This window comes from Rhodococcus sp. NPDC127593 (genome assembly GCF_042671975.1).
In the GTDB taxonomy this organism is placed as follows: Bacteria; Actinomycetota; Actinomycetes; order Mycobacteriales; family Mycobacteriaceae; genus Rhodococcus_F.
This window is the reverse complement of sequence record NZ_JBHXWI010000014.1, coordinates 1-26,050: the sequence shown is the minus strand read 5'-3', so window position 1 is coordinate 26,050 and position 26,050 is coordinate 1. Positions and strand designations below refer to the sequence as shown.

Sequence of the window (26,050 nt, the reverse complement as noted above, 5' to 3'; positions counted from 1 at the left end):
TCAGCCGATGTCCGTCGGCTGCTCGAGTGTGTGTTGGCGGAGTGCGCGCTTGTCGATCTTGCCGGTGGCGGTGGTCGCCAGCGCCTGCACGAGTTCGATGGTGCGCGGGGCTTTGAAACCGGCGAGCCGCGTCTTGACGTGCTCGCGGATTTCCTCCACAGTCACTGTCTGACCGGGTTGCGGGACGATGATCGCGTGGACGCCCTCACCCCACTGCTCGTCCGGGACGCCGATGACCGCGCAACGCAGCACGGCGGGGTGATGGCTGAGCACGTTCTCGACCTCTGTCGAGTAGACGTTTTCGCCACCGGTGATGATCATGTCTTTCGCCCGGTCGACAATGAAGATGTAGCCCTCCTCGTCCATATAGGCGAGGTCTCCGGTGTGGAGCCAGCCGCCGCGTAGCGCCGCCGCGGTTTCCTCCGGACGATTCCAGTACCCCAGCATGATGTTGTCGCCGCGGGTGAGGATTTCCCCAACCGCTCCGCGGGGCACCTCGTTTCCGTCCTCGTCGGCGATGATGATCTGTACGTGCAGGGTGGCGCGGCCCGCCGACTTCAGGCGGGGCCCCCCGAGTCGGTGGGTGGCCCCGAGCAGGGAGGCGATGACGGCAGTTTCGGTCATCCCGTAGCCCTGCACGAACTGGGCGTTCGGAAAGGCGGCCATGGCCCGGGTGAGGACGGCTTCGGGCATCGGAGCCGCTCCGTAGACGATGGTGGTGAGCGAGGTTTCGTCGGCGGCGGGGAAGCTGGGGTGGGTGTAGAGCAGTTGCAGCATGCCCGGGGTGGAGGTCATGGTCGTGACCCGGTGCCGGCCGAGAAGCTGCAGGACCTCGTCCGGTTCGAACCGGTTCGCGAACACCAGGGTGCCGCCCACCAGGGTTTGCGCCATCATGCCCAGCAGCGCCGCGATGTGAAAGACCGGGGCCATCACCAAGGTGGCGCCGTCGGGCTCGCTGGAGCGGGCATACCCCATGCTCCCGAGCAGGGCGGTGGACAAGGATCGGTGCGAATGCATGGCGGCTTTCGCAGCGCCGGTGGTGCCGCCGGTGTAGATGAGGGCGGCGAGCGTGTCGCCGTGGGCCCGTACGTCCTCGACGGCCGGAGCGGTAGCGATCAGATCCTCGTAACCAACGGTGCCGGCCGGGCCCGTTCCGTCACCGAGGTGCACGATCACCGGGCCGTCCAGGTCCGCGATCAACGGCATGCAGTCCTCGTCGACCAGGAGGCAGCGACTGCCTGCATCGGCGACGGCATCGGCGACCTCCCGGAGCGACCAGCGACAGTTCAGCAGGGTGACCACGCCCCCGATCCACCAGGTGGCCATCACCGCCTCGAAGTAGCGGTCCGAATTGAACGCCAGGATGCACACCCGGTCCCCCGGCGCCACCCCCCGCTCCCTCAGGCCGCCGGCCAGGCGCGCCACCCGCTCGGCGACCTGACCGGCGGTACGTTGGCGGGCACCGTACACGGTCAGCGGTTGGTGGGGCTGTTGTTGCACCGCCTTGTGCAGCAGCTGTGTCAGGTGCATGGCTCACGTTCTCCTCGAAGGTGTCAGCGGTCAGGGCGGGGTGCGCACCGCTGGTGCGCACCCCGGCCGTGGTCAGTCGAGCAGAAATTCTGCGTCACCGACCAGTGCGTTCACACCGCTCTGGCGGGCACAGGTCATCTCGATGCGCACCCGGCGACCGTCCTCGGCATCGAGGATGTCGACGACCTTCGCAGAACAGGTCAGTTCGTCTCCGGGCCAGACCTTTTCGGCGAACCGGATCTTGAATCGGCGCAGGTTCTCCACGCCCAGCCAGTCGGTGACGTAGCTGGCGAGCATGCCGGCCTGCAGCATGCCGACCGAGAACACCGAGGGAAACCCGGTTTCGAGGGCATAGGTCTCGTCGTGGTGCAGCGGGTGGAAGTCGCCGGACGCGCCCTGGTATTTGACGAAGTCTGTTCGGGTCAGCGGCGGGAACGTCCGCGGCGGGGCCTGCTGGCCGATCACCGGTGTGCTGGTCGCGGTAGTCATCACTTGCTCCCTTCCGAGCTGCCCGTGGTCGCGGTCTCGATGATGGTGCTGTTCTGTGTCGCAACCAGGCGGCCCGTCTCGTCCCGGAACTCGGTGATCATCTTCGCGAACGTCATGACCCCGCCCCGCTTTCCGGGCTTTTCGAAGCTCTCGCCGATGCGGGTCTCCGCGGTCAGGGTCTGCCCCGCACGGGGCAGCGGTCCGTGGAAGAGGTATTCCTCCTCACCGTGCAGGATCCGGCGCCGGTCGAACCCGAGCTTGGCGAAACCCGACTGCTCGGCCGGCTCCCATATCATCCGGCCGCTGGTGAGCATCGTCGGCGGGATCACCGGTTCGGTGCCGGTGTGGGCGGGGTGCTCGGTCTTGACTGCTCGCGCGAATTCGCGGACCTTGCTGTAGTCGAGCGGGAATGCATAGCTCACTTGGTCTCTCCTTCGATCTTCGGGATGCCGGCGCGCCTGGTCTCGACCGACTTGAGGAACGCGTCGTCGCCGAGGCGCTTCGTCAGTTCGGCGACGTCGAACTGTCGGTTCTCACGGACTTCGTGAGCGATCGAGTAGCCCCCATAGAGGCCCACATAGCCGCCGTAGACGGCGAACACCTGGCCGTTGAAGGCGCACTCGGCGCTGGACAGGTACGCCACGAGCGACGAGCAATTGGCGGGGTTGTAGCGGTCGAAGACCGCGGCGTCGACCGGCTCGCCGACCAGATCCTTGATGCCGGGAGTAGCCTTAACCGGCTCGGTGCGCGCGACGGGGGCGATGGCATTGGCCTTGACGCCGAACCGCTCGAATTCGCGGGCGGCGTTGACCGCCTGGATGGCCAGGCCGGCCTTGGCTGCGGAGTAGTTCCACTGCCCGAAGTTGCCGTGCAGCCCCGACCCTGAACTGGTGTTGACGATGGTGCGCGGCTCCTGCACGCCGGCCTTCGACTGCTCGCGCCAGTATCGTACGGCGGCACGGGTGGCCGAGAAGGTGCCCTTGAGGTGCACTGCGATGACCGAATCGAACTCCTCCTCGGTCATGTTCCACAACATCGCGTCCCGGATGATCCCGGCGTTGTTGACCACCGAGTGCACGGTGCCGAAGGTGGACACCGCCGCCTCGGTGAGCTTCTCGCCGACAGCCATCTCCGCGATCGACCCCTCCACCGAAATGGCCGAGCCTCCGGCGGCGACGATCTCGTCGGCCACCTCCTGCGCTCCGCGCAGGTCGTTGACCACGATGCTGGCACCCTCGGCGGCCATGAGCAGTGCATGCTCGCGACCCAAGCCTGCACCGGCACCGGTGATAATGGCTACGCGCCCGTCAAGTTGTCCCATGATTGTCCCTTTCGTTCTTCACGTTCGTTCTTCACGCCGAGATACCGCGCGTCACTAGTGGGGAAACCGCTGTTACGCGAGCTTCTCGTAGAGGGTGACGACACCGGCGCCACCGAGTCCGAGGTTGTGCTGCAGCGCCACGGTCGCGCCGTCCACCTGCCGGGCCTCGGCGGTGCCGCGCAGCTGCCAGACCAGTTCGGCGCACTGTGCCAGACCGGTCGCGCCGAGCGGATGCCCCTTGGACAGCAGGCCACCGCTGGGGTTGACCACGACGCGGCCGCCGTAGGTGTTGTCACCGGCGAGGATGAACTTCTCCGAGCCGCCCTCCTCGACCAGGCCCAATGCCTCGTAAGTGAGCACCTCGTTGATCGAGAAGCAGTCGTGCAACTCGACGACGTCGATGTCGCGCGGATCCACGCCAGCCTTCTCGTATACCCGTTGCGCGGCAGCGCGAGTGATGTCGGCGCCGACGATCTTGAGCACGTCGTCGTCGGTGAACACGCTGGGGAAGTCGGTGACCAGTTCCTGAGCCGCGATCGCGACCCCAGGCGTGAGCCCGTGGGCGCGGGCAAAGTCCTCGCTGCAGACGATGGCTGCCCCCGCGCCGCAGGTCGGCGGGCAGGCCTGCAGCCGGGTCAGGCCACCGTACAGCGCCGGCGACTCGAGCACCTCCTGCTCGGTGACCGGGTCGCGGAACACCGCATACGGGTTGTTCGCAGCGTGCTTGCGCGATTTGACCGAGATCTTCGCGAACAGATCCGGCGTCACGCCGTAGCGCTTGCAGTACTCCTGGGTGGCGGCGCCGAAGTACTGCATCGCCATGGAGGGGTTGCTCTTGTCGACCCCGTGGGTGCGATCGAGCACCTCGGCGTGCCGGCCCATCGGGGCCGGCCGGTCGCCCCAGTGGTTGACCAGCGCACCGGGCCGCATCTGCTCGAAGCCCACCGCGAGTGCGCATTCGGTGGCACCGGATTCGACGGCCTGCCGTGCCAGCCACAGCGCGGACGACCCGCTGGCGCAGTTGTTGTTGACGTTGACGACCGGAATTCCGGTCATGCCGGCGCCGTAGATGGCGCGCTGGCCACTCGTCGAATCGCCGTACACGTACCCGGCATAGGCCTGCCCGATCGTGTCGAAGCCGAGGCCTGCGTCCGCGAGCGCGTTCGCGATGGCCTTCGCTCCCATCTCGAAGTAGTCCTCGCTGCGACCCGGTTTCGTGAACGGGATCATGCCGACCCCGGCGACCAGAACTCTGCGACTCATTCTTGCTCCCTAAACGTTTGCTGATTGTGGATACGATTGCGTGTTCGGCCGATGCGGTCCGGCCGGTGAGAGAGGCTCAGAGCAGCTCGAGGATGGTGGCGTTGGCCATGCCGCCGCCCTCACACATCGACTGCAGGCCGTAGCGAATACCCTCGGCGTGCATGTGGTGCACCATCGTCGCGCTCGGCAAGGGTGCCCAGCACGTGAGCGGAGAGGGTTACCGCGTGCACCCCGGACAGCGCGCCGTTGCGCTTGCCAACCGGTGTGCACACGGCATCGACGATGACGGCATCACGCATGAGAAGACTCCTGAGAGAGAAGGGATTCGGCTACAGGCCCATGTCCTTGGCCACGATGGTCTTCATGACCTCGCTGGTGCCGCCGTAGATCCGGGAGACGCGCGTGTCCGAGTACAGGCGCGCGATCGGGTACTCGATGATGTAGCCGTATCCGCCGTGCAGTTGCAGGCACTTGTCGATGACCCGCCCGGCCATCTCGGTGCAGAACAGCTTGATCCGCGCCGCATCCGCCGACGTGAGCTCGCCGGTGTCGTCGAGCTCGAGTCCCTTGTCCACCAGTGCCTGTGCGGCCGAGACCTCGGTCTCGCACTCGGCGAGCACGAACTTGGTGTTCTGGAAGGACGCGACAGGCTTGCCGAACACGTGACGCTGCTGGACGTACTCCGAGGCGAATTCGATTGCCGCGACGGCCATTGACGTCTGGCCGACGCCGATCGACAGACGCTCGCGCGGCAGGTTCTGACCGAGGTAGGAGAAGCCCTGGTCCTGCTCACCGAGCAGGTTCTCGACGGGCACCTTGATGTCGGTGAAGGAGATTTCGTTGGTGTCAGACGCCTTCATGCCGATCTTGTCGAGCTTGCGGCCGAACTCGAAGCCGGGGCTGTTGGTCGGGACTACCAACAAGCTCAGGCCGAATCGACGATCCTCGGTGGGAGCGGACGTGCGGGCGGCGACGACACACAGTTCCGAGTTGCGGGCACCTGTGATGAAGGTCTTGGCGCCGTTGAGGATGTAATGCGTTCCGTCGTCGGACAGACGTGCGGTGGTCTTGATCCCGGCCAGGTCCGAACCCGTGCCAGGCTCGGTCATCGCGATGCACAGCATCGTGTCACCCGATGCGACCCCGGGCAGCCAACGCTGCTTCTGCTCCTCGTTCGCCAGCCGCAGCAGGTACGGCAGCACGATGCCGATGCTCACGGTGTAGTGGCCGAAGGCGACCGCCGCGCGGTTGACCTCCTCCTGCATGACGGCCTGGAACTTGAAGCTGGTGGGACCGGCGCCCCCGTACTCCTCGGGAATATCGAAGCTGGTGGCGCCGAGCTCGGCGAGCTTGTTGAACAGCTCGCGCGGCACCTGGTTGTCCTTCTCCCAGTCGGAGTAGTAGGGCGTGACCTCTTTCGCGATGAAATCGCGGATGGTACGGCGGAAGTCCTCGTGCTCGGCGTTGTAGACGGTGCGCTTCATAACTGTGCTCCTGCGGGTGTGTGCTGATGCGGCGGTAGTTGCGGTCAGACGCGGCCGGCGTCAACCACCAGACACTGACTGTTGATGTAGTCGGATTCGGGTGTGCACAGCAGATACACCGCCCCGGCGGCTTCCCCCGGGGTGCCGCCGCGCCCGAACGGGATCATCTTCGAGGCCATCGCCATGCGATCGGGGTTCACCCCGACGCGGATGTCTCGACCGTCGATGTTCAAGGTGGTGTCGGTGTCGGCGGTGACCTCAGTCATCCGGGTGACGATCAGCCCGAACGCGACCGCGTTGACGTTCACCTTGTAACGGCCCCACTCCTTGGCCAGGGTCTTGGTGAGTCCGAGCAGGCCCGCCTTGGCCGCACCGTAGTTCGCTTGGCCGGCATTGCCGTAGAAGCCGGACACCGACGAGATGTTGACGACCTTGCGGTGGTAGTCGGTGGGCGCGGACTTGATGAACGGTTGCGCCGCACGCAGGATCCGGAACGGCGCCTTGAGATTGACGTCCAAAATGGTGTCCCACTGCTCGTCGGTCATCTTCTGGATCACCGAGTCCCACGTGTATCCGGCGTTGTTGACGATGATGTCGAGGCCACCGAAGGCCTCGACCGCGGTGTCGACGAACCTTTCGGCGAATCCGTCCTCCGATACCGATCCAGCACAAGCGACGGCACGGCCGCCGCCTGCGGTAATCGCGTCCACCGTCTGCGAGGCCGGCTCCGGATCGAGATCGTTGACCACGACCGCAGCCCCCTCACGGGCCAGTTTCAGGGCGATTTCCCGGCCGATACCGCGCCCCGACCCCGAGACCAGCGCGGTCTTGCCGCCCAGTGTTCCCATCATGTCGCCTTTCATAAATGACTGTCTGCAAATTCCGATCCACTACCGGATACTCGCGTAGAAATTCCCTTCTTACTGGTATCTCACGGTGAGAAGGTGAGGTGCCAGACCGAAGGACATCGGTTACTGGTGATTCACATTGCCGCGTCGATGCCGCCCTGTCAACCCCCTTATGTCAGCTAACGATCGCCCGGGAGGGAGACGGGACTTCCCGCGGAGGGCGTGAGGCCCCCTCTCGGCCTCCGGCGCACAACCCTCCGGAACCACCTCCCGCCCCCCAACCTCGCCCCTTTACCGCGGAGCCGAAAGTGACCCTTGACACATCGGCGGTGCCGCTCAAAAGTGAATTACTAGTAATTCAATCTCCGTGAGATGTCCGACCTCCGGTATGCGCGGTTCGCTCGCCCAAGGCACGTAGAAACCGACGAAATCCCGTGGCCATCCCGGCAGAAAACGCGCTTCGACCGTCACAAACGGAAGGCGGAGCGCTTTACGGCACGACCACGCAATGGAACCGCGGCACCAAGAGGAACGATTGATAACCAATATCCATTGCTGTTGCAACGCCGCCCCTGGCCTGGCCACATGGCACCGGAGGACCTGGATGACGCGCTGTCTCGCTCGGCGAGGTCAGGCCCTTCAGGTTCGGCTCGGTTCCGGCGTCAACCCTCACACTCTCGTAGATGATCCGAAAGGGATTCGTGGTGACCACACGCGAAACACATCTCAACGCCCCCAGCCACCAAACTCGACCACATCCGTCCGATCCACGCGCGCATGGAGTTTCACCTCCCTGCTCGTGTTGCTGACGGTGGTCAACTGGAGCGACAAGGCGGTTCTCGGGATCATCGCGCAGCCGCTCGCCAAGGAACTGGATCTGACGGCAGCGCAGATCGGCCTGGTCGGCAGCCTCTTCTTCTTCACCTCGGTATCAATTTGGATCAATACACCTGGTGTCCTGGCATTCACCACCTGGGCGTGATCTGCGTTTTCAGTATGTACGCCTTTAGTTTTCATGGCTCGATTTCAACGGCGCTCGGTGGAGCTGCCCCGTCATTTGTGTTAGGTCCGTTTGCTGCAACGACGGTCCACGGGGCACTGCGGCCTCGTTGGGTGAAGCAACGATTCTGACAGACAACGGGTTTCCCATTAGCCCTTCTCTCGGAGCCACACCTTGCGGAAGATCTCGACGACCTCGCGGGTAGGTTTGGAACCCACTTCTCCACTAGGAGAGGTCAGCGAGCGTGTGCGGCGAGCCCCTGGCGGAGCCTATGGCGAAGCGCGACCCGAGCCTCGTTGTGCTGCACGTTTTCACCAGATGCTCGCCCTACACAAGCACCCTCCGATCGGCGGAAGCCGAAACGCCCGCAGCTACGGATCTTCTTGGCCGCCGGTTGGATCATTTGTCATGCCCGCCGCACCGGGCAGAAGCTCGTACCCGAGCACCCTCGGCTGAGGCGATCACCACCGCACTGAACCGCCTCAGCTCACTGCCGGCACCTGGCACGATCCGACCATCCGAGACGAAAACCGCACCTCCGGGACAGTGGATCCCGCAGCCACCGACTGTGTCGGGAGGTTACTCATTGCCAGCCACCCGATCCACGGTCAGAACAGCCAATCCGAAAGCGATCGGGCCAGGCGCGCCGGGTCAAAGAGATCGAGGCTAACAAGGCGGATTCAACCGGTCGTCGCAACACCGTGCCGTGAGGACGAGTGTACCTGTTCGGCAAACACTTCCGCTGGAGTTCTCCAACCATGGACTTTCCGGGGACGGTTGTTGAGCGCATCAGCGACCGCCTGAAGTTCACGGAAGTTGTATCGCGACAGATCAGTACCCTTCGGGAAGTACTGCCGCAGGAGCCCATTCGTGTTCTCATTCGTTCCGCGCTGCCATGGACTGTACGGATCACAGAAGTAGACACAAATACCCGTAGATGCCGTCAGCTCGGCATGACGCGCGAGTTCCTTTCCGCGATCCCATGTCACGGATCTGCGTAGGTGCTCGGGCAGAGGCGTCAGCGTCGCGGCCAGAGCATCACGAACGGACTCCGAACCATATCCGGACAGCGCCGGTCCATTCTTCACCCTCGCCGCTGTTCCATGGCCTTTCAGACGCGGCAGGTGCAGTAGTGTCGTGAATCTACTGGTGCGCTCGACCAGTGTGCCGATCGCGGACCGAGTCAGGCCGATAATGTAAGGTGGCCCTCCCAATGCCCCGGCGTCTTCCGGCTCTCGACCTCCTCCGGCCGGGCTCCGATGGTCACATCATCGGTGATGAATCCGGTGCGCTGTTTACGTGCTCGCGCACGAGGCTTACGCAGCGCCCGACCGGTGCGCAAGCACGCGACGAGCTCCCGCTCCAAGCCGCCACGTCCCTCGATGTAGAGCGATTGGTATATCGCCTCATGTGAAATGCGCATCGACGGGTCATCTGGAAATTCGATCGGTAGGCGATTGGAAATCTGCTCCGGACTCCACGCCGTCGCCCACCGACGATCACCGCGCCGAGGCTTGTTGCGGCCGATCCAGGCCGCATCGGGGCCTGCCACCACGGTTCCATCGTCGGCACGAATCACGCCGGACAGTTTGTCCTGCACATAGTCTCGCAACCGATCGTGTTCGGCGAGCTTCGCCGGCTTTGGGCGCCTCGCGGCGAGGTCGGCCTTCCACTGTGCGATCGACGCCCGATATTCGAGCTTCCCATTACGGGTGGCGGCGTTCCGCCGCAACTCTCGCGAGATCGTCGACGGGGACCGTCCGATGTGAACGGCGACGTCGCGCATACTCATACCCTTGGCTACCCTTGGCCCGCAGCAACGCGATTTCCTCGCGCTCGGCGAACGACAGGTACCTCCCCGAGACCGGGGTCAACTCGATCGGTGGCATCCCACCAGCCTGGCGGAACCACCGTGTCCCTACCGGCCCCGACACGCCGCACGCGATCGCTGATTCGTCGCTCGTGAGACCCTCGGCGATCCGCGCCCAGAAGGCCCGCCCGAGATCGCGGCGCACCGGAGGCCGTCCCGGTGACCGCATCACCGCACGCCCCGTCAACGCTGCCGCCCACCCGGGTGGTCGTCCCATTCCCACACCTCCATGATCGAGGTGTTGCTTCCACCGGTTGAGCCTGGTCAGTGCCCGGAGCGCGCGTTTGGCGAGCTTTCTAACCGCTGTCAACGGCAACTGATCGAGCACGATGACCTCGACCGGGATCGTCGCTCGCTCCTGTACATTCTGAACGAAGGCCACCGGCAGCTCCTTGGCGGTGTCCGGCCTGCCCACACCGCTGCGACGAAATGTACCGCAGGGTGGCGATCCAGCGCGCATCACTCGATCTCACGGGGTCGATGTTGTGGCCGCCTCGGATGGTGAGATCATCCGCGCGACGCCGGAGACCCAAACGTAACCGTCGTCGTCTACCGTTCCCCGAGAACTTTCGAAAGCGCCGTCCGTAACGCGCATCTCGGCGTGCCGACAGCGTCCGATCTCACCACGCACTCTGCACGCGCTGGCCTAACCGGGGAATCGATCGAAACGGGAGGATCAGGAGGGCACGTTCGCGGCCGAATCGCATCAGCCCGACGCCCTTGCATGCAAAGACGATCTCTTCGGCAGCGAGTTCGTTTCCCGTCCCCATCCCGCAAGATAGCAGCGATCCGCTCGGCGTCGTCGGGACGAAGAATCCGTGCCTCCACTACGGTGGAATCGCTCGGAGCGGGACGTACTTCAGCAGGAAATACACTGTCACAAGCGGATTTGCATAGACCACTAGCGGTCCGGCACCGCGCAGGTGTGGAACCCGTCCGCCGCAGCATGATCGGTGTGGCCACCCGATGCAATCCAACGTTGCTCGATCGCGGATATGACCTGACCTTCGGCGTCGATGGTGGTCCTCCAGGGGAGATTGAGCACTGAGACGACAACCAGGCCCCGCAAGAGCAGGTCAGCGTCCGACCCGTCCTCGTAGGGCGGGGAGTTGCGTCGCCGACGTAGCGAGAGACTATCGCCGTCGAAGTCGAAGGCGACGTCATCGCAGCTCACGGATCCCGGATCGGCGAAACGCAGGCCTCTCAGTTCCGGGAACGGAAGCACAGGCACGTTCACATTCACTGCGACCGGTGGCAGCCCCGCATCGACCAATCCGCGGATGACACACTCGGCTACCCGTGTGGTCGTATTCATGCCGAGTACCGAGTGCGCTTCGGTGCTGAACGCCGCGGCACAGACATTGAGGGATGCTGCGGTGAGCGCGGCGCCGACCGTCCCCGAATGCAGGACGAGCCGGCCTGTGTTGAATCCGGGATTGATACCGGACACAACCAGATCCGGCTTCCACCCGAATGCACCGCTGCAAGCGGCCCGGACCCCGAGCGCAGGTGGAGCATCCACCGCATAGGCTCTGATTTCATCAAGGCCTTGCACATCCCGCGCCGACACCATCACACGGTTCCGGTCCCGGATTACCCCGAGGCTTGCTCCACTGCCGCTGAACTCTGCGCTGGGGGCGACGACCACGACATCGTGGCCGTCGCCCCCAGCTGCGGCAGCGAGTGCAGCCAGTCCATCTGCCTCGATGCCGTCGTCATTTGTGACGAGGATTTTCATCCTGCGTCCGAGGAGGCACGTTCGAGGAGATCCGCCAACTGGGGAACCGAACCAGGATCGGGCTCGAATCCGAACGGGAGAAACCAGGCACTTTCCATTTCGACCAGGGGTTCGATTCCCCCGATCACCTTGGTGCTGATCCGTTGGCGCACATCTTCTGGTGCTTGTCGGGCGGTTCTGACGATACCGCGCACGACCGCCCAGAGCTGCTGTGAGGACGCACGCAGATCCTGGGTGTGAGCGTCCGCGTCGGCGTGTACCGATCGCGCATCGGTCAACGCGTGGGTGAGACGGTCACCGGCATCCAGGGAGAGCAGCGCCGCGTCGTCGAGAAGTACCTGTGCGATGTCCATCTGGCGACCAAGTTCGTACCGCTGCCGCGCGTGGATGTCGTAAATGCGGGTCCGCAGGAATTCGAGGAAGTCGATCGTCAAGCGAAGCTGCTCGACGGCCTGCGGATCCTGCGGGTCGACCGCCGGGGCGACGGTGTCACGCAACGATTTGATGGCGGCACGGAGGGTGTTCTCACTGTGGTCCATCATGTGTTCTTCCCCTTCAGGAGTGTGATGAGCTGGCGAGAGATCACTGGGACCAATCCCTCCACTCGTGTGAGCAGGATGTCCTGGTGTGACTTGCCCAGCCTGGCGATGCGGTACGAGGACGCCATCGTCGACACGATGATGGTGAAGCAGTTCAGGATTTGGTAGAACCGCAGCCGCTCCAGATCGACAGTGAGACCAGATACCTCGGTGTATCGATCGAAGAACTCATCCAAAGGGATGAGGCCACACACGAAATAGCGCCCGCCGGCGTCGTAGTGGCCCATCGTGGGGAGCGTGATCCACGCCAGATCACGGTGCCGATCACCGATAAGGCCACGCTCCCAATCCAGCCATCCCAGGATCCGACCGGACTCCTCGTTGAAAAGGAAGTTTCCGCTGCGGAAGTCGCCGTGGACGACACCAGCGATATCCAATTCGGGCAGATTGTTCAGCAACCAGTTCGCCGTGATCTCCATGAGTGGGGAGTCCTCCCCCCTGTCCTCTTCCCAGCAGCGCAGTGCATGGTGGACCATCCATTCCGCCGACTCGGTGGAACCGGTGCGGGGCACCTGTAGGTGGGAGAACGACCGGCCCGATACGTCGGTGTTGTGAATCGTGGACAGGTGTTCGAGGTACTGCGGTGCCAGCACCTTCCGGTGGTCCGGGCCGAAATCCGTACCGAGACCGCTGATCCGCCCGCTCGCCGTGGCGCGAGGTTTGGTGACCCCCTCTACGAACTCGTAGATCAACGCCGGTTCTGGGAACCATTCACCCTCGGCGTCGAGAAAATGCGGTCTCGGCACCGGGATCACCCCGTCCATGAGCGTCAAGAGCTCGTACTCCCGTGCTCGACTGGTCGCGTTGGATCCCTCGCTGGGGTCCATCCGAAGCACGAGATGCTCCGACCGACGGCGACCCGCAGGATCGTCCCGATCGAGGGTGAAACCGATTTGGATCTTTGACACTCCCCCGGTGAACCAGTGCAGATCTCGTATCTCGAAGTTGGACGAACCGAGTTCGTGGGCGAGGAACTCGTCGAGCATCTTGGCCATCTCGGCGAGATCCGGGCGCCGATACGGCGGGCCTTTGCGCCGGCTCATCTTCCGTGTGAGCATCGTGTCGACCTCGCGCTCCGTCGGGTACTCCCCACGGATCGCGTCGATGAACTCCGGCGAGGGGTCGTCGCGGTTGTCGAAGTCGAGATCCCACGTCAGATCGTGACCGTTCATGCGATCCGCCCCCGTGCACGGCCGTGACTGGACATCCGCTCTGCCAGATAGTCCAATCCGTAGATGTCGGCCATCTCCCCGTATCCCACCTTGTCACCCCAGTGGTAGCGGAAGACACCTTGATAGCTGACGTGGGAGGGGTTGAAGTTGTACCACGGGTGGCTCGAGATCGCCGTTCCGAAGAACTCGTATTCCTTTCCTCGGGCATCGGTGATCCGGATGTGATTGTTTATTGCCAGGAGTTGTGTGTGTTCGGCTCTGATGTCGGCGTCCACTACTGGATGAACCTCACCGTTCTCTACGACGAAACCGAATCGGAGCTTCTCGTATCTGACCTGACCGTCCCGGAGGTCGATCAGGACTGCGAGGTGGACGGCCAGTTCGGGTCCGAAGTTCACCGATACCCACGCCACCGAGCGGGTACCGGTCTCGGTGCGGGGGCCCCAACTGTGGTCCATCCCGTCATAGCAATCAACCTTGTATCGCTTGCCTCGTAGCTCGAGGTTTCCGGTGATGTGCCCCTTCACTTCGAAATGGCCGTTCTCCCATTCGTCGCCATGTCGGCTGTCCCCCGTACTCCGATCGGTCGCGAGGAGAGGATTCTGCTCGGGATCGCCGGGATCGAACGGGTCGTGCGATGCCCGGAACGACAGGTCGAGCGAGCATGCGCCCAAGGCGTTCTCGTAGCTGATGTCATATTCCTTGGGAGTCGGCGCATTGACGCTGAGTCCATTCCCCAGTGTGAATTTGGAGAACGATTCGGGACAGGGCAGATGCACCTGCGGATCGGTGAAGTCGATGTCGTAGGGCTGTGCGCAGAATCCCTGTCCGATAAGGATCGATGACGTCGCTATTCCGACATTTGGTCGGGCGAGCACGTAGACATTGCCGAAGATGCCTTCCTCCGGAATGGCGAAAGGCAAGAACATCGTCTCGGTCCAGGTCCGATCGTCCGGATCACGAGGGTGGAACTCGGAGTCAGCGTCGGTAATCATCGGGTATCTCCTCGAGTGGGTGGTGTTGGATGGATTGGTCGGAACTACAGCGTTTCGGGCACGCCGAGAGGCTGAACTTTTCCGAGATATGCTGCTGTAAGTAGGGATTCGTCCAGATCGGAACTGGGTCCAATGAAGCCGATCTGGCCTAGCGACAAGACTGCTGCACGGTCGGCGACGTCGAGCGCGATCCGGCTCTGTTCGGCGAGCAGAATCGCTGCCCCGCCGAGCGCATCGCGATGCACTCCGAGGAATTCGTAGATCACCTCGACCATGACCGGGGCCAGGCCCATGCTCGGCTCATCGAGCAGGAGAACAAGGGGTCGGGCCATCAGTGCGCGTCCGATCGCAACCATCTGTTGCTCGCCACCGCTGAGCAGACCGGACGGAGTGTCACGCAGGCGAGCGAGCGGGGCGAAGAGGTCGTAGACACGATCGATCGATGCTTCGATTTCCCGACGAGGACAGCGCCGCGAAGCACGTGCCGCGAGTTGCAAGTTCTCCCGCACGGTCAGCGGTGCCACGACCTGGCGTCCCTCCGGGACATGGATGATTCCGGCCCGAGTGAGACGGTGCGGCGTTGTGGATGAGATGTCCTGTCCGCCGAAGTGGATCTTGCCATTGCTCTTACGGGTCTGATTGGTGATTCCGCGCAGCAACGTCGACTTGCCGGCCCCGTTCGGACCGATCAGTGCCAGGGTCTCCCCCGCGTACAGTGTCAGTGTCACACCCGTGACGGCGGATACGTGGCCGTAGGAGATGCTGACATCCTCAAGCGAGAGAACCGGATCCGATGTAAGCACGGATAACCTCCTTGGAGTCGAGTACGGCGTCGGGCTCGCCCTCGGCGATCTTCCTGCCGAAGTCCAGTACGACGAGCCGATCACAGAACGAGCGCATCATCGCTACGTCGTGTTCCACCACGATCACGGCGACGCCACGTGACCGAAGATCCGAGATGGTGTCGAACACATCCTGCCGCTCAGCGGGATTCATCCCCGCGGTCGGCTCGTCAAGTAGCAGTACGCGGGGCTCCCCGGCGAGGGCGCGGGCGATCTCCACCCGTCGTCGCACCCCGTACGGCAAGCTGCCCGCCGGGATGTCGGCGGCCCAGTCGAGGCGATGTTCCGCCAGGAGAGTCCTCACGCGAATGTTCACATCGAGGCCCGGACGCCGCGCGATGCCCAAACGGACGTTGGTCGACACTGTGTCCTCATCCATCAGTCGGATGTTCTGGAAGGTCCGGGCGAGCCCGGACTGGGCGATGACATGCGATCGACCCCAGAGATGGGAGAAGTCCTGTTCGAGCAGCGTCCCGTTTCCGCTGTCCGGACGATAGACACCGGACAACACGTTCAGCAGTGTCGTCTTACCGGACCCGTTCGGGCCGATGATGCCCAGTACCTCGCCGGAGCGCGCCTCGAGGCTCACGCCGTCTAGTGCGCGCAGACCCCCGAACGACATCACCAGATCCCGCACCTCGAGGACGGCGGTGCCGCCAGCGCCGTCGGTGCAATCCCCCCGCCGCGGCGAGAACACCCGGTCCGCCGTCGCATCGCCACCGGTGTCCTGTGCGACGGGCCTGCGGTCCAGTCGCAACGAACGGAGGCTCCCAAGGATTCCGCCGGGCGCGAAGGCGACGATCAGCACGATCAGCACGCCGTTGACCAGAACCTCATACGACGCAAGCCCGGTCAAGGCGACAGGCAAGCCGATGATGATCAAGGCACCCACGAGCGAGCCGGTGACGAAGACCGTCCCGCCGATGACCACGATGGCGAGTAGTTGCGTCAGAAGCTCGAAATTGAACTGCCCCGGTTCCACGAAACCCGACATATGAACGTGGAGGGAACCAGCTCCCCCCGCCAAGATGCCCGACAGCCCGAACAACATTGTCCGGTAGCGAACGACGTCGATTCCCTGATGACTCGCCATGAGCGAGTCCTCCCGCATCGCACCTATTGCGAGCCCGAATCGCGAACGCTTCAGCGCAATCAGACAGCCGACGGCGACAACGACAACGATGCAGATCACGAGATCGTTCGCCGACCGCGGAATGCCCACCTTGCCCTGAGCGCCTCCCGTCAGCGGCAGGTTCAGCACCGCGACACGCACTGTTTCCGCAAACGCGATGCTCGCGATTGCCAGATAGATACCGTTGAGGCGATGCAGCAGCCCGGACAGCAGCAGGGCGACGACGCCGGATGCAAGTGCTCCGCCCACAAGGGAGATCACGAATGGAGTACCGACATCGACGGACAGTACAGCCGAGACATACGCACCGACAGCCATCAGCCCAACCTGGGGAAGCGCGAATATTCCCGCTCCGAGCACGACGTAGACCGACAAGGCCACGAGCGCGAGAACGATTCCATCCCGGATTGCAAAGTCGTACGCACCGAAAATCGAGAGAAACTCTGTCATAGCCATGTCACACCCTTGTCAGCTCTGCGCGGGTACGGAAGAGACCTTCAGGTTTGAAGGCGAGAAAGAGCAGCAGCAGAACGAAAACGGCGAGATCACGATAGGAACTCGACAGGTATCCTGTCGCACAGGTGGAGACGATTCCGATGACCAGACCGCCGACGAGCATTCCACCAACGCTGCCGAAGCCGCCGACAACCATGGCTGCGAGCGCAATCACCAGATATGCCGAACCGAGTTCGGCATCGATGACGTTGAATGCCACGGCAACGAATGAGGCCGCGACCCCTGCCATGGCACCCGAAGCGAAGAAGACTCCGGCGCTGACCCGTTCCACGTCGACGCCGAGAATCGCAGCGGTGTCCCGGTTGAACGCCACGGTGCGGATCTCCCGGCCGAGTTCAGTGCGGGCGAGCAGCCAACTCGTCACGGCGACGATGACGAGCGCCAGGCACACCATGGTCAGGTGCAGAGTGGTGATCCGGACCGGACCGATCGACAGTGGTGTACTGGCGAACGCATCGTCGGTCATTCTCACAACCGAACCGCCGAGGTAGTGGTGAGCCAACTCGACCAGCACGATGAGACCACCCATCGACGAGATGAACGCCGCCATCTCACTGTCCCGACGATGCAGGACATGTCGGATCAGCAGGAAGTAGGCCAGGACGTTCAGCAACCCCGCCAGCACCGCAACGAGCGGCAAAGCGGCCAGGAGGGACCAGCCGAGTCGCGCTGTGAGCTCCCACGCGAAGATCGCTCCCCATGTGAATACCGCAGCGTGTGCGACGTGGAAGATTCGGAGATTGGCCATCACCAGGCCGAAACCCGATGCGTACAACGCATATACGCTACCGAGGACGATCCCGTTGACCGTTTGCTGAAGTAGGAAGTCCACAGCTCATCCTTCTGATTCGGCGAGGACCATGGTTCCGCCCTCGGCGAAGGTAGCCATGACCCCGGGCGTGGTGGCGTGGCCATCCGCGGTCAGCTCCAGGCCGAGAATCCCGTGTTCGCGGACCAGGTCCGAGGTCGAAGCGGTGGGAAGGGCATCACGAAGAGCGCTGCCGTCGATCGTTCCGCTCGTCCCCGCGTGGATCATCGCAGCGACGGTGATCCAACCGACCTGATATCCCATGGCACCGTATGCCGTGGGGACCTCACCGTATTTCTCGGTGTAGCTCCGTTCGAAGGGTGTGGGGTTGGTTCCACCGGGGGCCCACACCTGCGGAAACTCAAATCCTCGCGCTGAATCCCTTGCCACCGTGTATGTCTCGCCGCTGATGGCAACGGTACCGACCAGTTTTGTGTGCTCGAATTCACCGGAGTTCTTCATCTGGAGGATGAGATTTCCTGCCTGGGCAGGGAGCACGGCGAGCACCACGGCATCGAGGTGGTCTCGGCTGAGATTCGCCAGCACCGCAGAGAAATCGGTATCCTGCGACGACACCTCCTGTCGCGACGCGAACCCGTTCGGCAATCCCTGTTCGGTGGCCTGCGCGAGAGTTGCGAAGGAGGGATTGTCGCTGGCCACAACCACACCGATGCGTTTGGCCCCCTCGTCGGCCAGACGTGATCCGGCCGCGACCGTGGGCGTCGTCAGGTCGGTGAACCGGAACGAGAACCCGCCAGAGTTCTCCAAGGCACTTCCGGCCCCGCTGAGCAGGGCGACCTGATCTTCATTCGCCAGTGGCGCCACCGCTTGGCCCAGCGGGCTCTGCGAGTCCTGGACGACGAGGGGTACACGCTGTTGGCGAAGCTTGTTGTACCCGGTTACCGCCGCCGGGACGGCCGACTTGGCGTCTTCGGTGAGGATCTCGACGGACAGATTCGATTCGTCCAGTATCGGTTTGGCCTCCTGCAGAGCAAGTTCGAATCCTCGCTCGAACGGCTTGCCGAACGACGGTGCAGCGTCACCCGTGAGATTGGCGAGCAGACCAACCCGGATGGCACCAGAGTTGTCACCCGCCGGCCCGCCACATCCGGTGAGCGCGAGAAGCGTTGCAGCCGCCGCAGCCGCAGCCGCTAGTCGTCGCTTTCTCGTCCAATTGACGGATCGCATTGGGACTCCTTGCTACTCGTACTTCGAAGCATGTGAATTGGAACACGCTGGGCGACAGTTAATGCCAGCGCCGATTCGAAGGTCAAGAACTTCATCCGGACCGTGTGTCGTCGCGTTGGAGAAGTCGACAACGCAACCGTGCCGAAGCCCGAACCGCTCGATCAGATGCTTCGCCAATCAGGGGCACCGGGCCGGCGGGAACCACGGTTCGCTTCTCCCGTTCGGTGCCCTGCCCTCAGCGCGGCGCCCGTTCGAAACCCGGCACCGCATGGTGGCCCTGCAGTCGGAGAATCAACAATGCGGTCTGGGCGCTGAGCTGGTCATTCGAGTTCGCGGCGACATCGAGGCCAGTCAGGTCATGAACCCGTCCCATTCGGTGCCGCACAGTATTCTCGTGCACGTCCAACCGCACCGCGGTCTCACGCACGCTCCGTCCGCTGTCGAAGAACTCCTGCAGGGTGCGGAGGAGGTCGTTGTTCGCCACGCCTCCCGCAAGCAGGTCCCCGAGTACGTCGTACACGTACATTCGGACGGACTGTTCGTTGCTGTTCGCCACGAGCAATCGTGCGGGACCGAGTTCGTCGCAGGCGATGGCACGATTCGTATCCGACGGGTATCGGTCAAGGCACCGCGCGGCCTCGAATGCCTCCCGGTACGCCCGTCGGAGCTGCCCAGGCCGGGTAACCGATGAGATGCCGGCGACGGCAAATCGGTCACCAATCCGGTCGAGACCCCGGTTGACTGCCGCCTTACAGCGCGCGATCACCGTCGCCTCCTCGACGCCAGCCGGAGCCTCGATCGAGAGAATGACACCCTCCGTGCCGCGGACCGTGAGAATGTCGACATGGAGATCCTCAGAGAGCAGATCGCCGAGGCGGCCCGAGTCGACTGCCGAACCCGATGACCGACCTCGTTCCAGGATGAATGCGATGACCCGGTCTGCGGCCAGATCGACGCCGAGGTACTCCGCGCAAGCCCGAAGGTCTGCATCGTAAGTAGTTGACCGAACCATCTGCCGCGCGAGGTTCGCACGTGCGTTCCAGGCCACTCGGGCGAGCCGCCGCTGGGAGAGGAACTCGGCCCTCGAGTGAACTACCGCCCGGTCCATCGCCCATCGCACATTCTCAACGGAAACTGGTCCTTCGAGAGTGGCGACTATCCAGGCGAAGAGATGATCGCTGTCCACAATGGAGGCGAGCACGTACTCAGTGTCAACGGCTCGCGCGCCCGGTACCCGCACGACGCCGGCGGGCGCGCCGACAGCGATTGACCGCTCCGCCTCGTTAAGTCGCTCCAGGGTTGGGATCGCGGAAGTGGACGCGCCCGCCGATACGGCCCGGCTGATCACCTGGCCGGTGGGCCCTAGCAGGAACACCGTTGCATCGAGCATGTCGGACAGAGCGCTGATCAGGCCGGACAGTGTTCCGGCCGTCGCCCGGTGGTCGGCGAGCGCCATTTCCAGCCTCAGTTTCCAGGACAGCGACGAGGCCGAGGTTTCCTCGCGGGCATCGGCAGCAGACTCCGGCATGGCGGCCGGACTCAGAGCGGACGTTTCGTTCTCTGACTGCTTCGACCTTTGTGTCACAGACCACACTGTAAATTATTGGACCATTCTTGGGAAGATCCCCGAAGTCGCTGACGGTCCCCACTCGCCGTCTGTTCGTCAGCCCAGTCCGCGTCGCCAGCATGCAGGTTCGGTGGCCGCTCGGCGAATCGGGCGATGAGTTCCGAACGATTGGTTGCGCCACATTTGCGCAGGATGTGCTTGACGTGTGACTTCACCGTCTCGACCGACACGAACATGGTGGTCGCGATCTCCGCGTTGGTCACGCCCTGCAGCAGCAGGTCGAGCACCTCGTTCTCGCGGCCGGTGAGATCTGGCGGCCCCGCTTCGGAATCCCCGGGGCCGGCAAAGGCGTCCGCGATCGCTGCGTCGAGCTCGCGGCGAACACGGGACGCGTGCTCACCCAATTCTCGCTCCAGACTGTCCGTTCGCCACGCGGATGTGACGATTTCGCCCACCATCGACAGGTAGGCATCCAGTGCACGCGTGTCGTCGAGCGCAACCGAGCAGTAGAGGAGCCCGTAGTCGACAGACCCCACCACCAGAGGTAACACGTAGTAGCGACGATTTCCCATGAGGCGCTGCAGCACTGCGCTTGTACATAGGCCGGGTTCCTCCGAGAGGACCAGGCGATGGTTGTTCAGTGCGAGGCGTTCTGGCGAGTTCGGCGCAACGATCAGGTCCGTGTCCGGGACCGCCACCCCTTTGGCCGCAATGAAGTGCTGCCGAGTGCCCCTCACTCGTGAACACAGGACCGGTGTGCAATCGCATACCACGGCAATCTGCTCGCAGACGAAGTTCAAAAAGTCCTCGAAACCGGCGGACGTCGCATAGCGTGCCGTCATCGAAGACAACGATGCGTAGATACTTCGCTCGGTCTCGTCGATCGCGTCGATCAGAGCGGCGTGCAGTTCGAGGGATCGAACGGTCAGTGCGGCAACGGTGTTCCACTTCTCGACCGGGCCCGCTGCTCCGTCGGCGACCGCCCTTTTCGCAGTGTCGTGAATCTGGCCGGCGAGCACGGTGAGCCGGACCAGGTCGGTGAGGGTTCGTTGCGATCCATTTCGTCGACGCACGGCAACAACGGCATGCCATCCCTCCTCCTGCAGTTGCGTCAGGCGGAGCAGTGGGCGGTGCTCGTCCTCCCGAATCATCATGAGCGCCTGCGACGTCCACCGTCGGTGCTGTACGCGGCCGCGGCCGCGGCACGGCTGCGCACCCCCATCTTTCGGAAGATGTGCGAGATGTGGGTCTTGACGGTGGCCTCGGAGACACCCAGTTCCCGGGCGATCTGCGCGTTCGTGTACCCGTTCGCCAGATATCCGAGCACTCTGTGCTGGCGGGGTGTCATCGCGCTGACGCCTCGGCTGCCGGTGATCGCAGCGTCTCCGGCCACCGGTCCGGACTGGGTGCCGGCCTCACTTCTCCGCAGGGACACACTCACGATGTTCTCGACGCGGTCCAGGAACGAAGTGAGTCGGCGCCCCTGACTCACGCCTTCTACGGCGAGTCCGAGTGTCCCCGTAAGAACGGTGATCTTGTCACGATCTGTAGGCGTCGCCGGGTCCTCGAACTGGTCAGCGTGCACCATTCCGACGACCCGCGTCCGCGACACGACCGGAGCCACGACATAACCCTGCGAGTTCGATACCGACATCAGCGGCTTGAAGGTGTGCTTATGTGTCTGAGGCGAGCTGACGAGACAAGGACGCCGTTGTCTGAGTGCGTTCGCCTCCAAGGGGGCATCGACAAGGTCGATGGTCACCTGGTCGAGATAGCTGCGGAGACCGGACTCGGTTCCTGACAGCCCTTCGTCGATGTACAAACTCTCGGGCTTCCACGTCCGGCCGTCGATGGTCGACATCAACGCACGGCGGAACCCGAGTGATGCGCACATCGGCGCGAAGGTGTTCGCGAGCAGGTGCTCTACGGTGTCGCTGTCGTACGACGCCCGTGTCCGCTCGCGCAGCTCGTCAAGTGTCTCCACGAATCGAGTGAGTCGGCGCTCGGCGGAACGTGATTCCAGCAGTTCGAGCTGCTTCAGCAAACTGGACGCGTCGGGCAGCTGCTGGGGCTCGATGAGACCGCACTCGATCGCGCCGGCAAGATCGGCGCCCAGCAGCTCGAGCGAAGCGTCCTCGCCGGCGAGTGGGCCGGTCTTCATCTGCGTCATCTCGACAACACCTACGCATTTCTGCACTTGACGGGGCGCCGGGCCCACGTTCGGGAGCGTGCGGACTGATGCGAAGCGTACCGAGGACACGCAGGCCAGACAAGGTCGTACCTTATATCAATCAGACCAAACCCTCACGGGTTCGCGCCGGAATCCGTCGAAACCGGCATGGTCAGTCCCGGCAACACTCCACCGAAGGAGTGAGGTAAGTGGCCGATCCGAGGGATATAGCCGCAATGCCCTGCCAATTGGTGTCACGAATTCGCACGATGGGCAAACACAGAACCAACACCGGTCTCGACGCCGGCCCTCACATCGAAGGACTCACCCACATGATCGAACCCGAAGACTGCGAATTCCACGACCGCGATCCGGACGACTGGACGTGGACCGAAACGACAGCACTGATCTTCAGCGTTCCCGAAGCCGGGATCCTCGGCAATGCCTACGTCCTCGCCCGTCCCAATCTCGGCGTGGCACTGTCGTCGGTGGCACTCGGGCAAGGCATCTGCCGTCAAGCCGGTGAACTCGACTTCAACGACTGCCAGATCCACCTCCCGTGCCCCGAATCGTTCACCGACTACTCGCTCGCGAACGGCCTGAGCGTAAAGGTGTCCAACGCACCCCGCGACTACCATTTCCGCTACGACCATGTCCTCGGCCACTGCTCTTTCGACCTGCACTTCGAAGCACTGCACCACCCGTTCGACATGCACGACCCCACGCAGAACGCCCTGCTGTCGGCGGCCGACTCGACCGCGACACCCGACACGAAGGGCGACGGTTGGGCCACCGGCCACTTCGAGGTCAAGGGCCACATCACCGGCAGCTTGGAGCTGCGCGGGAAACAGTACGACGTCGACTGCTACGAAGGCATGGACCACAGCTGGGGACCTCGGCGCGACGTCGGGACCTGGGCCGTCTCCTGGATCTCGGTCAACTTCGGGCCGGAGTTGGCCATGCACTTGGCAGTGGACATGGCGATCGAGGACGGCAACGTCCACTACCGGGACCTGAGGTTCGGCTACGTCACAGAGAACGGTGAGACTCGCAGCCTCGTCTTCGCCGAGGTCGAGGCGGTGCGCGTAGACATGATCACCGTGTCGAATCGGATCAAGGTACGCGACGTAGAGGGCAAGGAATGGGAGTTCCGCGGTAGTGCCGTTGCCGGACATCCGTGGCACTCGTTCAACCCACGGGACGTCTGCTATCAGAGTCTCCATCGCTACGAATACGACGGTCGAGTCGGATACGGGGAAATGGGAGACATCTTCGGCTTGGACTACCTGTCCGAGCACATGTCCAGGCACGGCAGAAAGCGCTGACCATGACCATTCTGAACAACGACGTTCTGAACCACACCGACTTCGATGTGCGCGACGCACCAACCTCACAGTTCATCGAAGAGATGCGGCGACGGTACCCGGTCGACAGCGAGATCGATCGCATGCTCGTACACAAGCTCGAGCGACGCAGCGCACCACCCTACAGCCGCATCAGCCTCGATGACTTCGTAGGCTGTTTCGAGCACCTCCTGCGCGACAAAGTCGATGGCACCTACCAGATCTCGAACGCACGCTGGTTGTCCGGCGGGGCATCGAAGATGCAGCTGGGAGTTGACCTCCTGTGGGACAACCCCGAACGCGGTCGTGTCACCGACCGGTTGGTCGTGCGGATGGACCCCGCGGAGTCGTTGAACGCGACCAGCCGTCGGCAGGAGGCGGATGTCCTGAACGCGGTTCGTGGCGTGCTTCCCGTCCCGCGAGTGTTCTGGCTCGACGACGAGGCGCGGTGGTTCCCGGAACCGGCGCTGATCTACGAGTTCGTTTCCGGTGTCACCAAGCCGCCGGCGACCGACACCGGCGCCGTGAGTGGCCTGGGCACCGCATTCGGACCCACGTTGCGCGATTCTCTCGGAAGCCAATTCGTCGCGCACCTAGCTGCACTGCACACCCTCGATGTGAACGGACTCGATCTCGGCAGTTTCGACAAACCCGCACCCGGGACGACTGATGCCGCCGTGTGGAAGTTGAACCAGTATCGCCGAGTGTGGGAAGAGGACCGGGGCGAGGACTACCCGCTGTTGGAAGTTGCCGCGAACTGGCTGGAACGCAACCTGCCCACAGTCGACCACGTGGGACTCGTCCACGGCGACTTCCGAAGCGGGAACTTCCTGTTCGACAACGAGACCGGCGAGATCACGGCCTGGCTCGACTGGGAATACTGTCACCTCGGCGACCGGCACCGCGACCTCGCGTGGGCAACCGACGCAACCTTCGGCCACGTCGATGCTCACACCGGAGAGTACCTGGTGTGCGGTTTGTTCCCCGAACGTGAGTTCCTCGACCGCTACGAGGATGCGTCGGGATTGGCCGTCGATCCTCGACGTCTCGTGTACTACAAAATCTCCAACACCTACCAGCTGATCATTGCAACGCTCGCGACCGCCTACCGAATCACCCATCTCGGCAAGACACACCAGGACGTGATGCTCGCCTGGGTCAGAGGGATGGTGCCCGTTCTATCTCACCAACTCGCCGCCCTCCTGAAAGAAGTGCTCTGATGGCCGATCACTCCGAAAATGCTCTTCGCGCAGTGATCAAGTCGCTGCGCGACGTCGTCGGCCCCTCGGTAGCCGCCGATGACCCGCTTGCCCAAGAACAGCTGGGCTTATCCCTCCTCCATCTGGAGTTCCTCGCCACCCGCCTGCCTCGATTGCACACGCGCGCAGTGTTCGAGCTGAAACATCACCTGCGCATGGCACACGCCGTCGTCGACCGGCTCGGAGAATCGCGGGCAGCCGACGCGCTCGTGGCGTCCGTCGAGGACGCAGACCATCTGGTATCGAATCCGACCGCTCGAACCGACACGCTGGGTAAGGCCGCGGACCGGATCTCCGCCGACATCACGGCAGTTCTACGCGCAGACCTGGAAACATCCGTCGTCGCCGACATCGAACGCACCATCGTCGACATCAGCGCGGAACGCATCGCCTTCGAACGTGCGTGGTACCTCCCCACGGGATTCGACCCGAACCCGGAATCGGTCCTATCACTGGATGATGCGTCGACCGCCAGAGCGTGATCCGACCCTTTCGATTCCGGCCGGCCCTTCTCGGGCCGGCCCACAACACATGGAGTATGTGACGATGGAAGCACTCGCAGCAGTCGCGAGAGAACCCCACACCGAGTTCACCCTCGAACCGATCACCATCGAGGGCCCTCGGGCCGGTGAAGTACTCGTGGAGATCGAGGCGGTCGGCATCTGCCACACCGACCTCGCCGCCCGCGACGGCGCCCTCCCCACCGCACTGCCCGCCGTCCTCGGCCACGAGGGGTGCGGCGTCGTCCGCGCCGTCGGCGACGGTGTCACCAAGGTCGCCCCCGGCGACCGGGTCGCCATCACCTTCAACAGCTGCGGCACCTGCCCCTCGTGCACCACCGGGGCACCCTCGTACTGCCACCAGTTCATGCACCTCGCCTACGACGGCGTCCGCGACGACGGCACCGGACCGATCA

General features: G+C 63.6%; 22 protein-coding genes and 4 pseudogenes. 5 read left to right on the top strand and 21 right to left on the bottom strand.

All coding sequences use genetic code 11. The annotated features are described in order from the left end of the window. The 9 genes and pseudogenes from ACFVJ3_RS15130 to ACFVJ3_RS15090 all read right to left on the bottom strand — a co-directional run bounded on the left by ACFVJ3_RS15130 (nucleotide 1) and on the right by ACFVJ3_RS15090 (nucleotide 6,935). On the bottom strand, nucleotides 1-1,530 hold the full coding sequence (locus tag ACFVJ3_RS15130; RefSeq protein WP_378452787.1) for a class I adenylate-forming enzyme family protein: 1,530 nt from the start codon (nucleotides 1,528-1,530) through the stop codon (nucleotides 1-3). A 72-nt stretch (nucleotides 1,531-1,602) separates the two neighbouring features. After that, nucleotides 1,603-2,019, bottom strand: coding sequence for a MaoC/PaaZ C-terminal domain-containing protein (locus tag ACFVJ3_RS15125; RefSeq protein WP_378452786.1), 417 nt, complete (start codon nucleotides 2,017-2,019; stop codon nucleotides 1,603-1,605). Further along, nucleotides 2,019-2,441 (bottom strand): MaoC family dehydratase N-terminal domain-containing protein, encoded by a 423-nt coding sequence (locus ACFVJ3_RS15120; protein ID WP_378452785.1) that lies wholly within the window; start codon nucleotides 2,439-2,441, stop codon nucleotides 2,019-2,021. The genes ACFVJ3_RS15125 and ACFVJ3_RS15120 overlap by 1 nt, the downstream gene beginning before the upstream one ends. Then, complete coding sequence (locus tag ACFVJ3_RS15115; RefSeq protein WP_378452784.1) at nucleotides 2,438-3,340, bottom strand: SDR family NAD(P)-dependent oxidoreductase; 903 nt, start codon at nucleotides 3,338-3,340, stop codon at nucleotides 2,438-2,440. The genes ACFVJ3_RS15120 and ACFVJ3_RS15115 overlap by 4 nt, the downstream gene beginning before the upstream one ends. Nucleotides 3,341-3,412: 72 nt before the next feature. Next, complete coding sequence (locus ACFVJ3_RS15110; protein ID WP_378452783.1) at nucleotides 3,413-4,603, bottom strand: lipid-transfer protein; 1,191 nt, start codon at nucleotides 4,601-4,603, stop codon at nucleotides 3,413-3,415. A gap of 76 nt (nucleotides 4,604-4,679) precedes the next feature. Further along, nucleotides 4,680-4,781: pseudogene (locus tag ACFVJ3_RS15105) on the bottom strand (hypothetical protein); the annotation flags it as partial. Nucleotide 4,782: 1 nt separating this feature from the next. Then, a pseudogene (locus ACFVJ3_RS15100) lies at nucleotides 4,783-4,902 on the bottom strand (acetyl-CoA C-acetyltransferase); the annotation flags it as partial. Nucleotides 4,903-4,932: 30 nt separating this feature from the next. Beyond that, nucleotides 4,933-6,087 (bottom strand): acyl-CoA dehydrogenase family protein, encoded by a 1,155-nt coding sequence (locus ACFVJ3_RS15095; protein ID WP_378452782.1) that lies wholly within the window; start codon nucleotides 6,085-6,087, stop codon nucleotides 4,933-4,935. 44 nt (nucleotides 6,088-6,131) lie between these two features. Then, a complete protein-coding gene (locus tag ACFVJ3_RS15090) occupies nucleotides 6,132-6,935 on the bottom strand; it encodes an SDR family NAD(P)-dependent oxidoreductase (protein ID WP_378452923.1) in 804 nt (267 codons plus the stop codon). Nucleotides 6,936-7,632: 697 nt separating this feature from the next. Between ACFVJ3_RS15090 and ACFVJ3_RS15085 the strand changes: the two are divergent. Beyond that, nucleotides 7,633-7,860 (top strand): annotated as a pseudogene (locus ACFVJ3_RS15085) (MFS transporter); the annotation flags it as partial. Nucleotides 7,861-8,615: 755 nt separating this feature from the next. On the opposite strand, the pseudogene ACFVJ3_RS15080 reads toward ACFVJ3_RS15085, so the two are convergent. The 12 genes and pseudogenes from ACFVJ3_RS15080 to ACFVJ3_RS15025 all read right to left on the bottom strand — a co-directional run bounded on the left by ACFVJ3_RS15080 (nucleotide 8,616) and on the right by ACFVJ3_RS15025 (nucleotide 22,532). After that, nucleotides 8,616-10,022: pseudogene (locus ACFVJ3_RS15080) on the bottom strand (IS30 family transposase). Between the two features lie 684 nt (nucleotides 10,023-10,706). Continuing rightward, entirely contained in the window at nucleotides 10,707-11,543 is an 837-nt protein-coding gene (locus ACFVJ3_RS15075; RefSeq protein WP_378452781.1) for a 5'/3'-nucleotidase SurE, read from the bottom strand. Further along, a complete protein-coding gene (locus ACFVJ3_RS15070) occupies nucleotides 11,540-12,085 on the bottom strand; it encodes a hypothetical protein (RefSeq protein ID WP_378452780.1) in 546 nt (181 codons plus the stop codon). The genes ACFVJ3_RS15075 and ACFVJ3_RS15070 overlap by 4 nt, the downstream gene beginning before the upstream one ends. Continuing rightward, complete coding sequence (locus tag ACFVJ3_RS15065) at nucleotides 12,082-13,314, bottom strand: phosphotransferase family protein (protein ID WP_378452779.1); 1,233 nt, start codon at nucleotides 13,312-13,314, stop codon at nucleotides 12,082-12,084. Before ACFVJ3_RS15065 ends, ACFVJ3_RS15070 begins: the two co-directional genes overlap by 4 nt. Further along, entirely contained in the window at nucleotides 13,311-14,309 is a 999-nt protein-coding gene (locus ACFVJ3_RS15060) for a hypothetical protein (RefSeq protein ID WP_378452778.1), read from the bottom strand. The genes ACFVJ3_RS15065 and ACFVJ3_RS15060 overlap by 4 nt, the downstream gene beginning before the upstream one ends. A 44-nt stretch (nucleotides 14,310-14,353) precedes the next feature. Then, nucleotides 14,354-15,112 carry an ABC transporter ATP-binding protein gene (locus ACFVJ3_RS15055; protein WP_378452777.1) on the bottom strand — a complete coding sequence of 253 codons (759 nt, stop codon included), beginning with the start codon at nucleotides 15,110-15,112 and terminating at the stop codon, nucleotides 14,354-14,356. Beyond that, on the bottom strand, nucleotides 15,081-16,739 hold the full coding sequence (locus ACFVJ3_RS15050; protein ID WP_378452776.1) for an ATP-binding cassette domain-containing protein: 1,659 nt from the start codon (nucleotides 16,737-16,739) through the stop codon (nucleotides 15,081-15,083). Before ACFVJ3_RS15050 ends, ACFVJ3_RS15055 begins: the two co-directional genes overlap by 32 nt. Nucleotide 16,740: 1 nt before the next feature. Then, a complete protein-coding gene (locus ACFVJ3_RS15045; protein ID WP_378452775.1) occupies nucleotides 16,741-17,631 on the bottom strand; it encodes a branched-chain amino acid ABC transporter permease in 891 nt (296 codons plus the stop codon). A gap of 3 nt (nucleotides 17,632-17,634) precedes the next feature. Then, a complete protein-coding gene (locus tag ACFVJ3_RS15040; RefSeq protein ID WP_378452774.1) occupies nucleotides 17,635-18,795 on the bottom strand; it encodes an ABC transporter substrate-binding protein in 1,161 nt (386 codons plus the stop codon). A 235-nt stretch (nucleotides 18,796-19,030) separates the two neighbouring features. Then, nucleotides 19,031-20,380, bottom strand: a complete 1,350-nt coding sequence (locus ACFVJ3_RS15035) for a PucR family transcriptional regulator (protein ID WP_378452773.1) — start codon at nucleotides 20,378-20,380, stop codon at nucleotides 19,031-19,033. Then, on the bottom strand, nucleotides 20,377-21,516 hold the full coding sequence (locus tag ACFVJ3_RS15030) for a LuxR C-terminal-related transcriptional regulator (protein ID WP_378452772.1): 1,140 nt from the start codon (nucleotides 21,514-21,516) through the stop codon (nucleotides 20,377-20,379). Before ACFVJ3_RS15030 ends, ACFVJ3_RS15035 begins: the two co-directional genes overlap by 4 nt. Then, the gene (locus ACFVJ3_RS15025; protein ID WP_378452771.1) at nucleotides 21,513-22,532 is read right to left on the bottom strand and encodes a LuxR C-terminal-related transcriptional regulator; all 1,020 of its coding nucleotides are present in this window, start codon (nucleotides 22,530-22,532) and stop codon (nucleotides 21,513-21,515) included. The genes ACFVJ3_RS15030 and ACFVJ3_RS15025 overlap by 4 nt, the downstream gene beginning before the upstream one ends. Nucleotides 22,533-22,864: 332 nt before the next feature. Between ACFVJ3_RS15025 and ACFVJ3_RS15020 the strand changes: the two genes are divergently transcribed. The 4 genes from ACFVJ3_RS15020 to ACFVJ3_RS15005 all read left to right on the top strand — a co-directional run. Next, entirely contained in the window at nucleotides 22,865-23,857 is a 993-nt protein-coding gene (locus tag ACFVJ3_RS15020; protein ID WP_378452770.1) for a hypothetical protein, read from the top strand. A 2-nt stretch (nucleotides 23,858-23,859) separates the two neighbouring features. After that, entirely contained in the window at nucleotides 23,860-25,095 is a 1,236-nt protein-coding gene (locus ACFVJ3_RS15015) for a phosphotransferase family protein (RefSeq protein ID WP_378452769.1), read from the top strand. Continuing rightward, on the top strand, nucleotides 25,095-25,616 hold the full coding sequence (locus ACFVJ3_RS15010; protein ID WP_378452768.1) for a hypothetical protein: 522 nt from the start codon (nucleotides 25,095-25,097) through the stop codon (nucleotides 25,614-25,616). The genes ACFVJ3_RS15015 and ACFVJ3_RS15010 overlap by 1 nt, the downstream gene beginning before the upstream one ends. 64 nt (nucleotides 25,617-25,680) lie before the next feature. Continuing rightward, a partial coding sequence (locus ACFVJ3_RS15005) for an alcohol dehydrogenase catalytic domain-containing protein (RefSeq protein WP_378452767.1) occupies nucleotides 25,681-26,050 on the top strand: 370 nt, incomplete at its 3' end.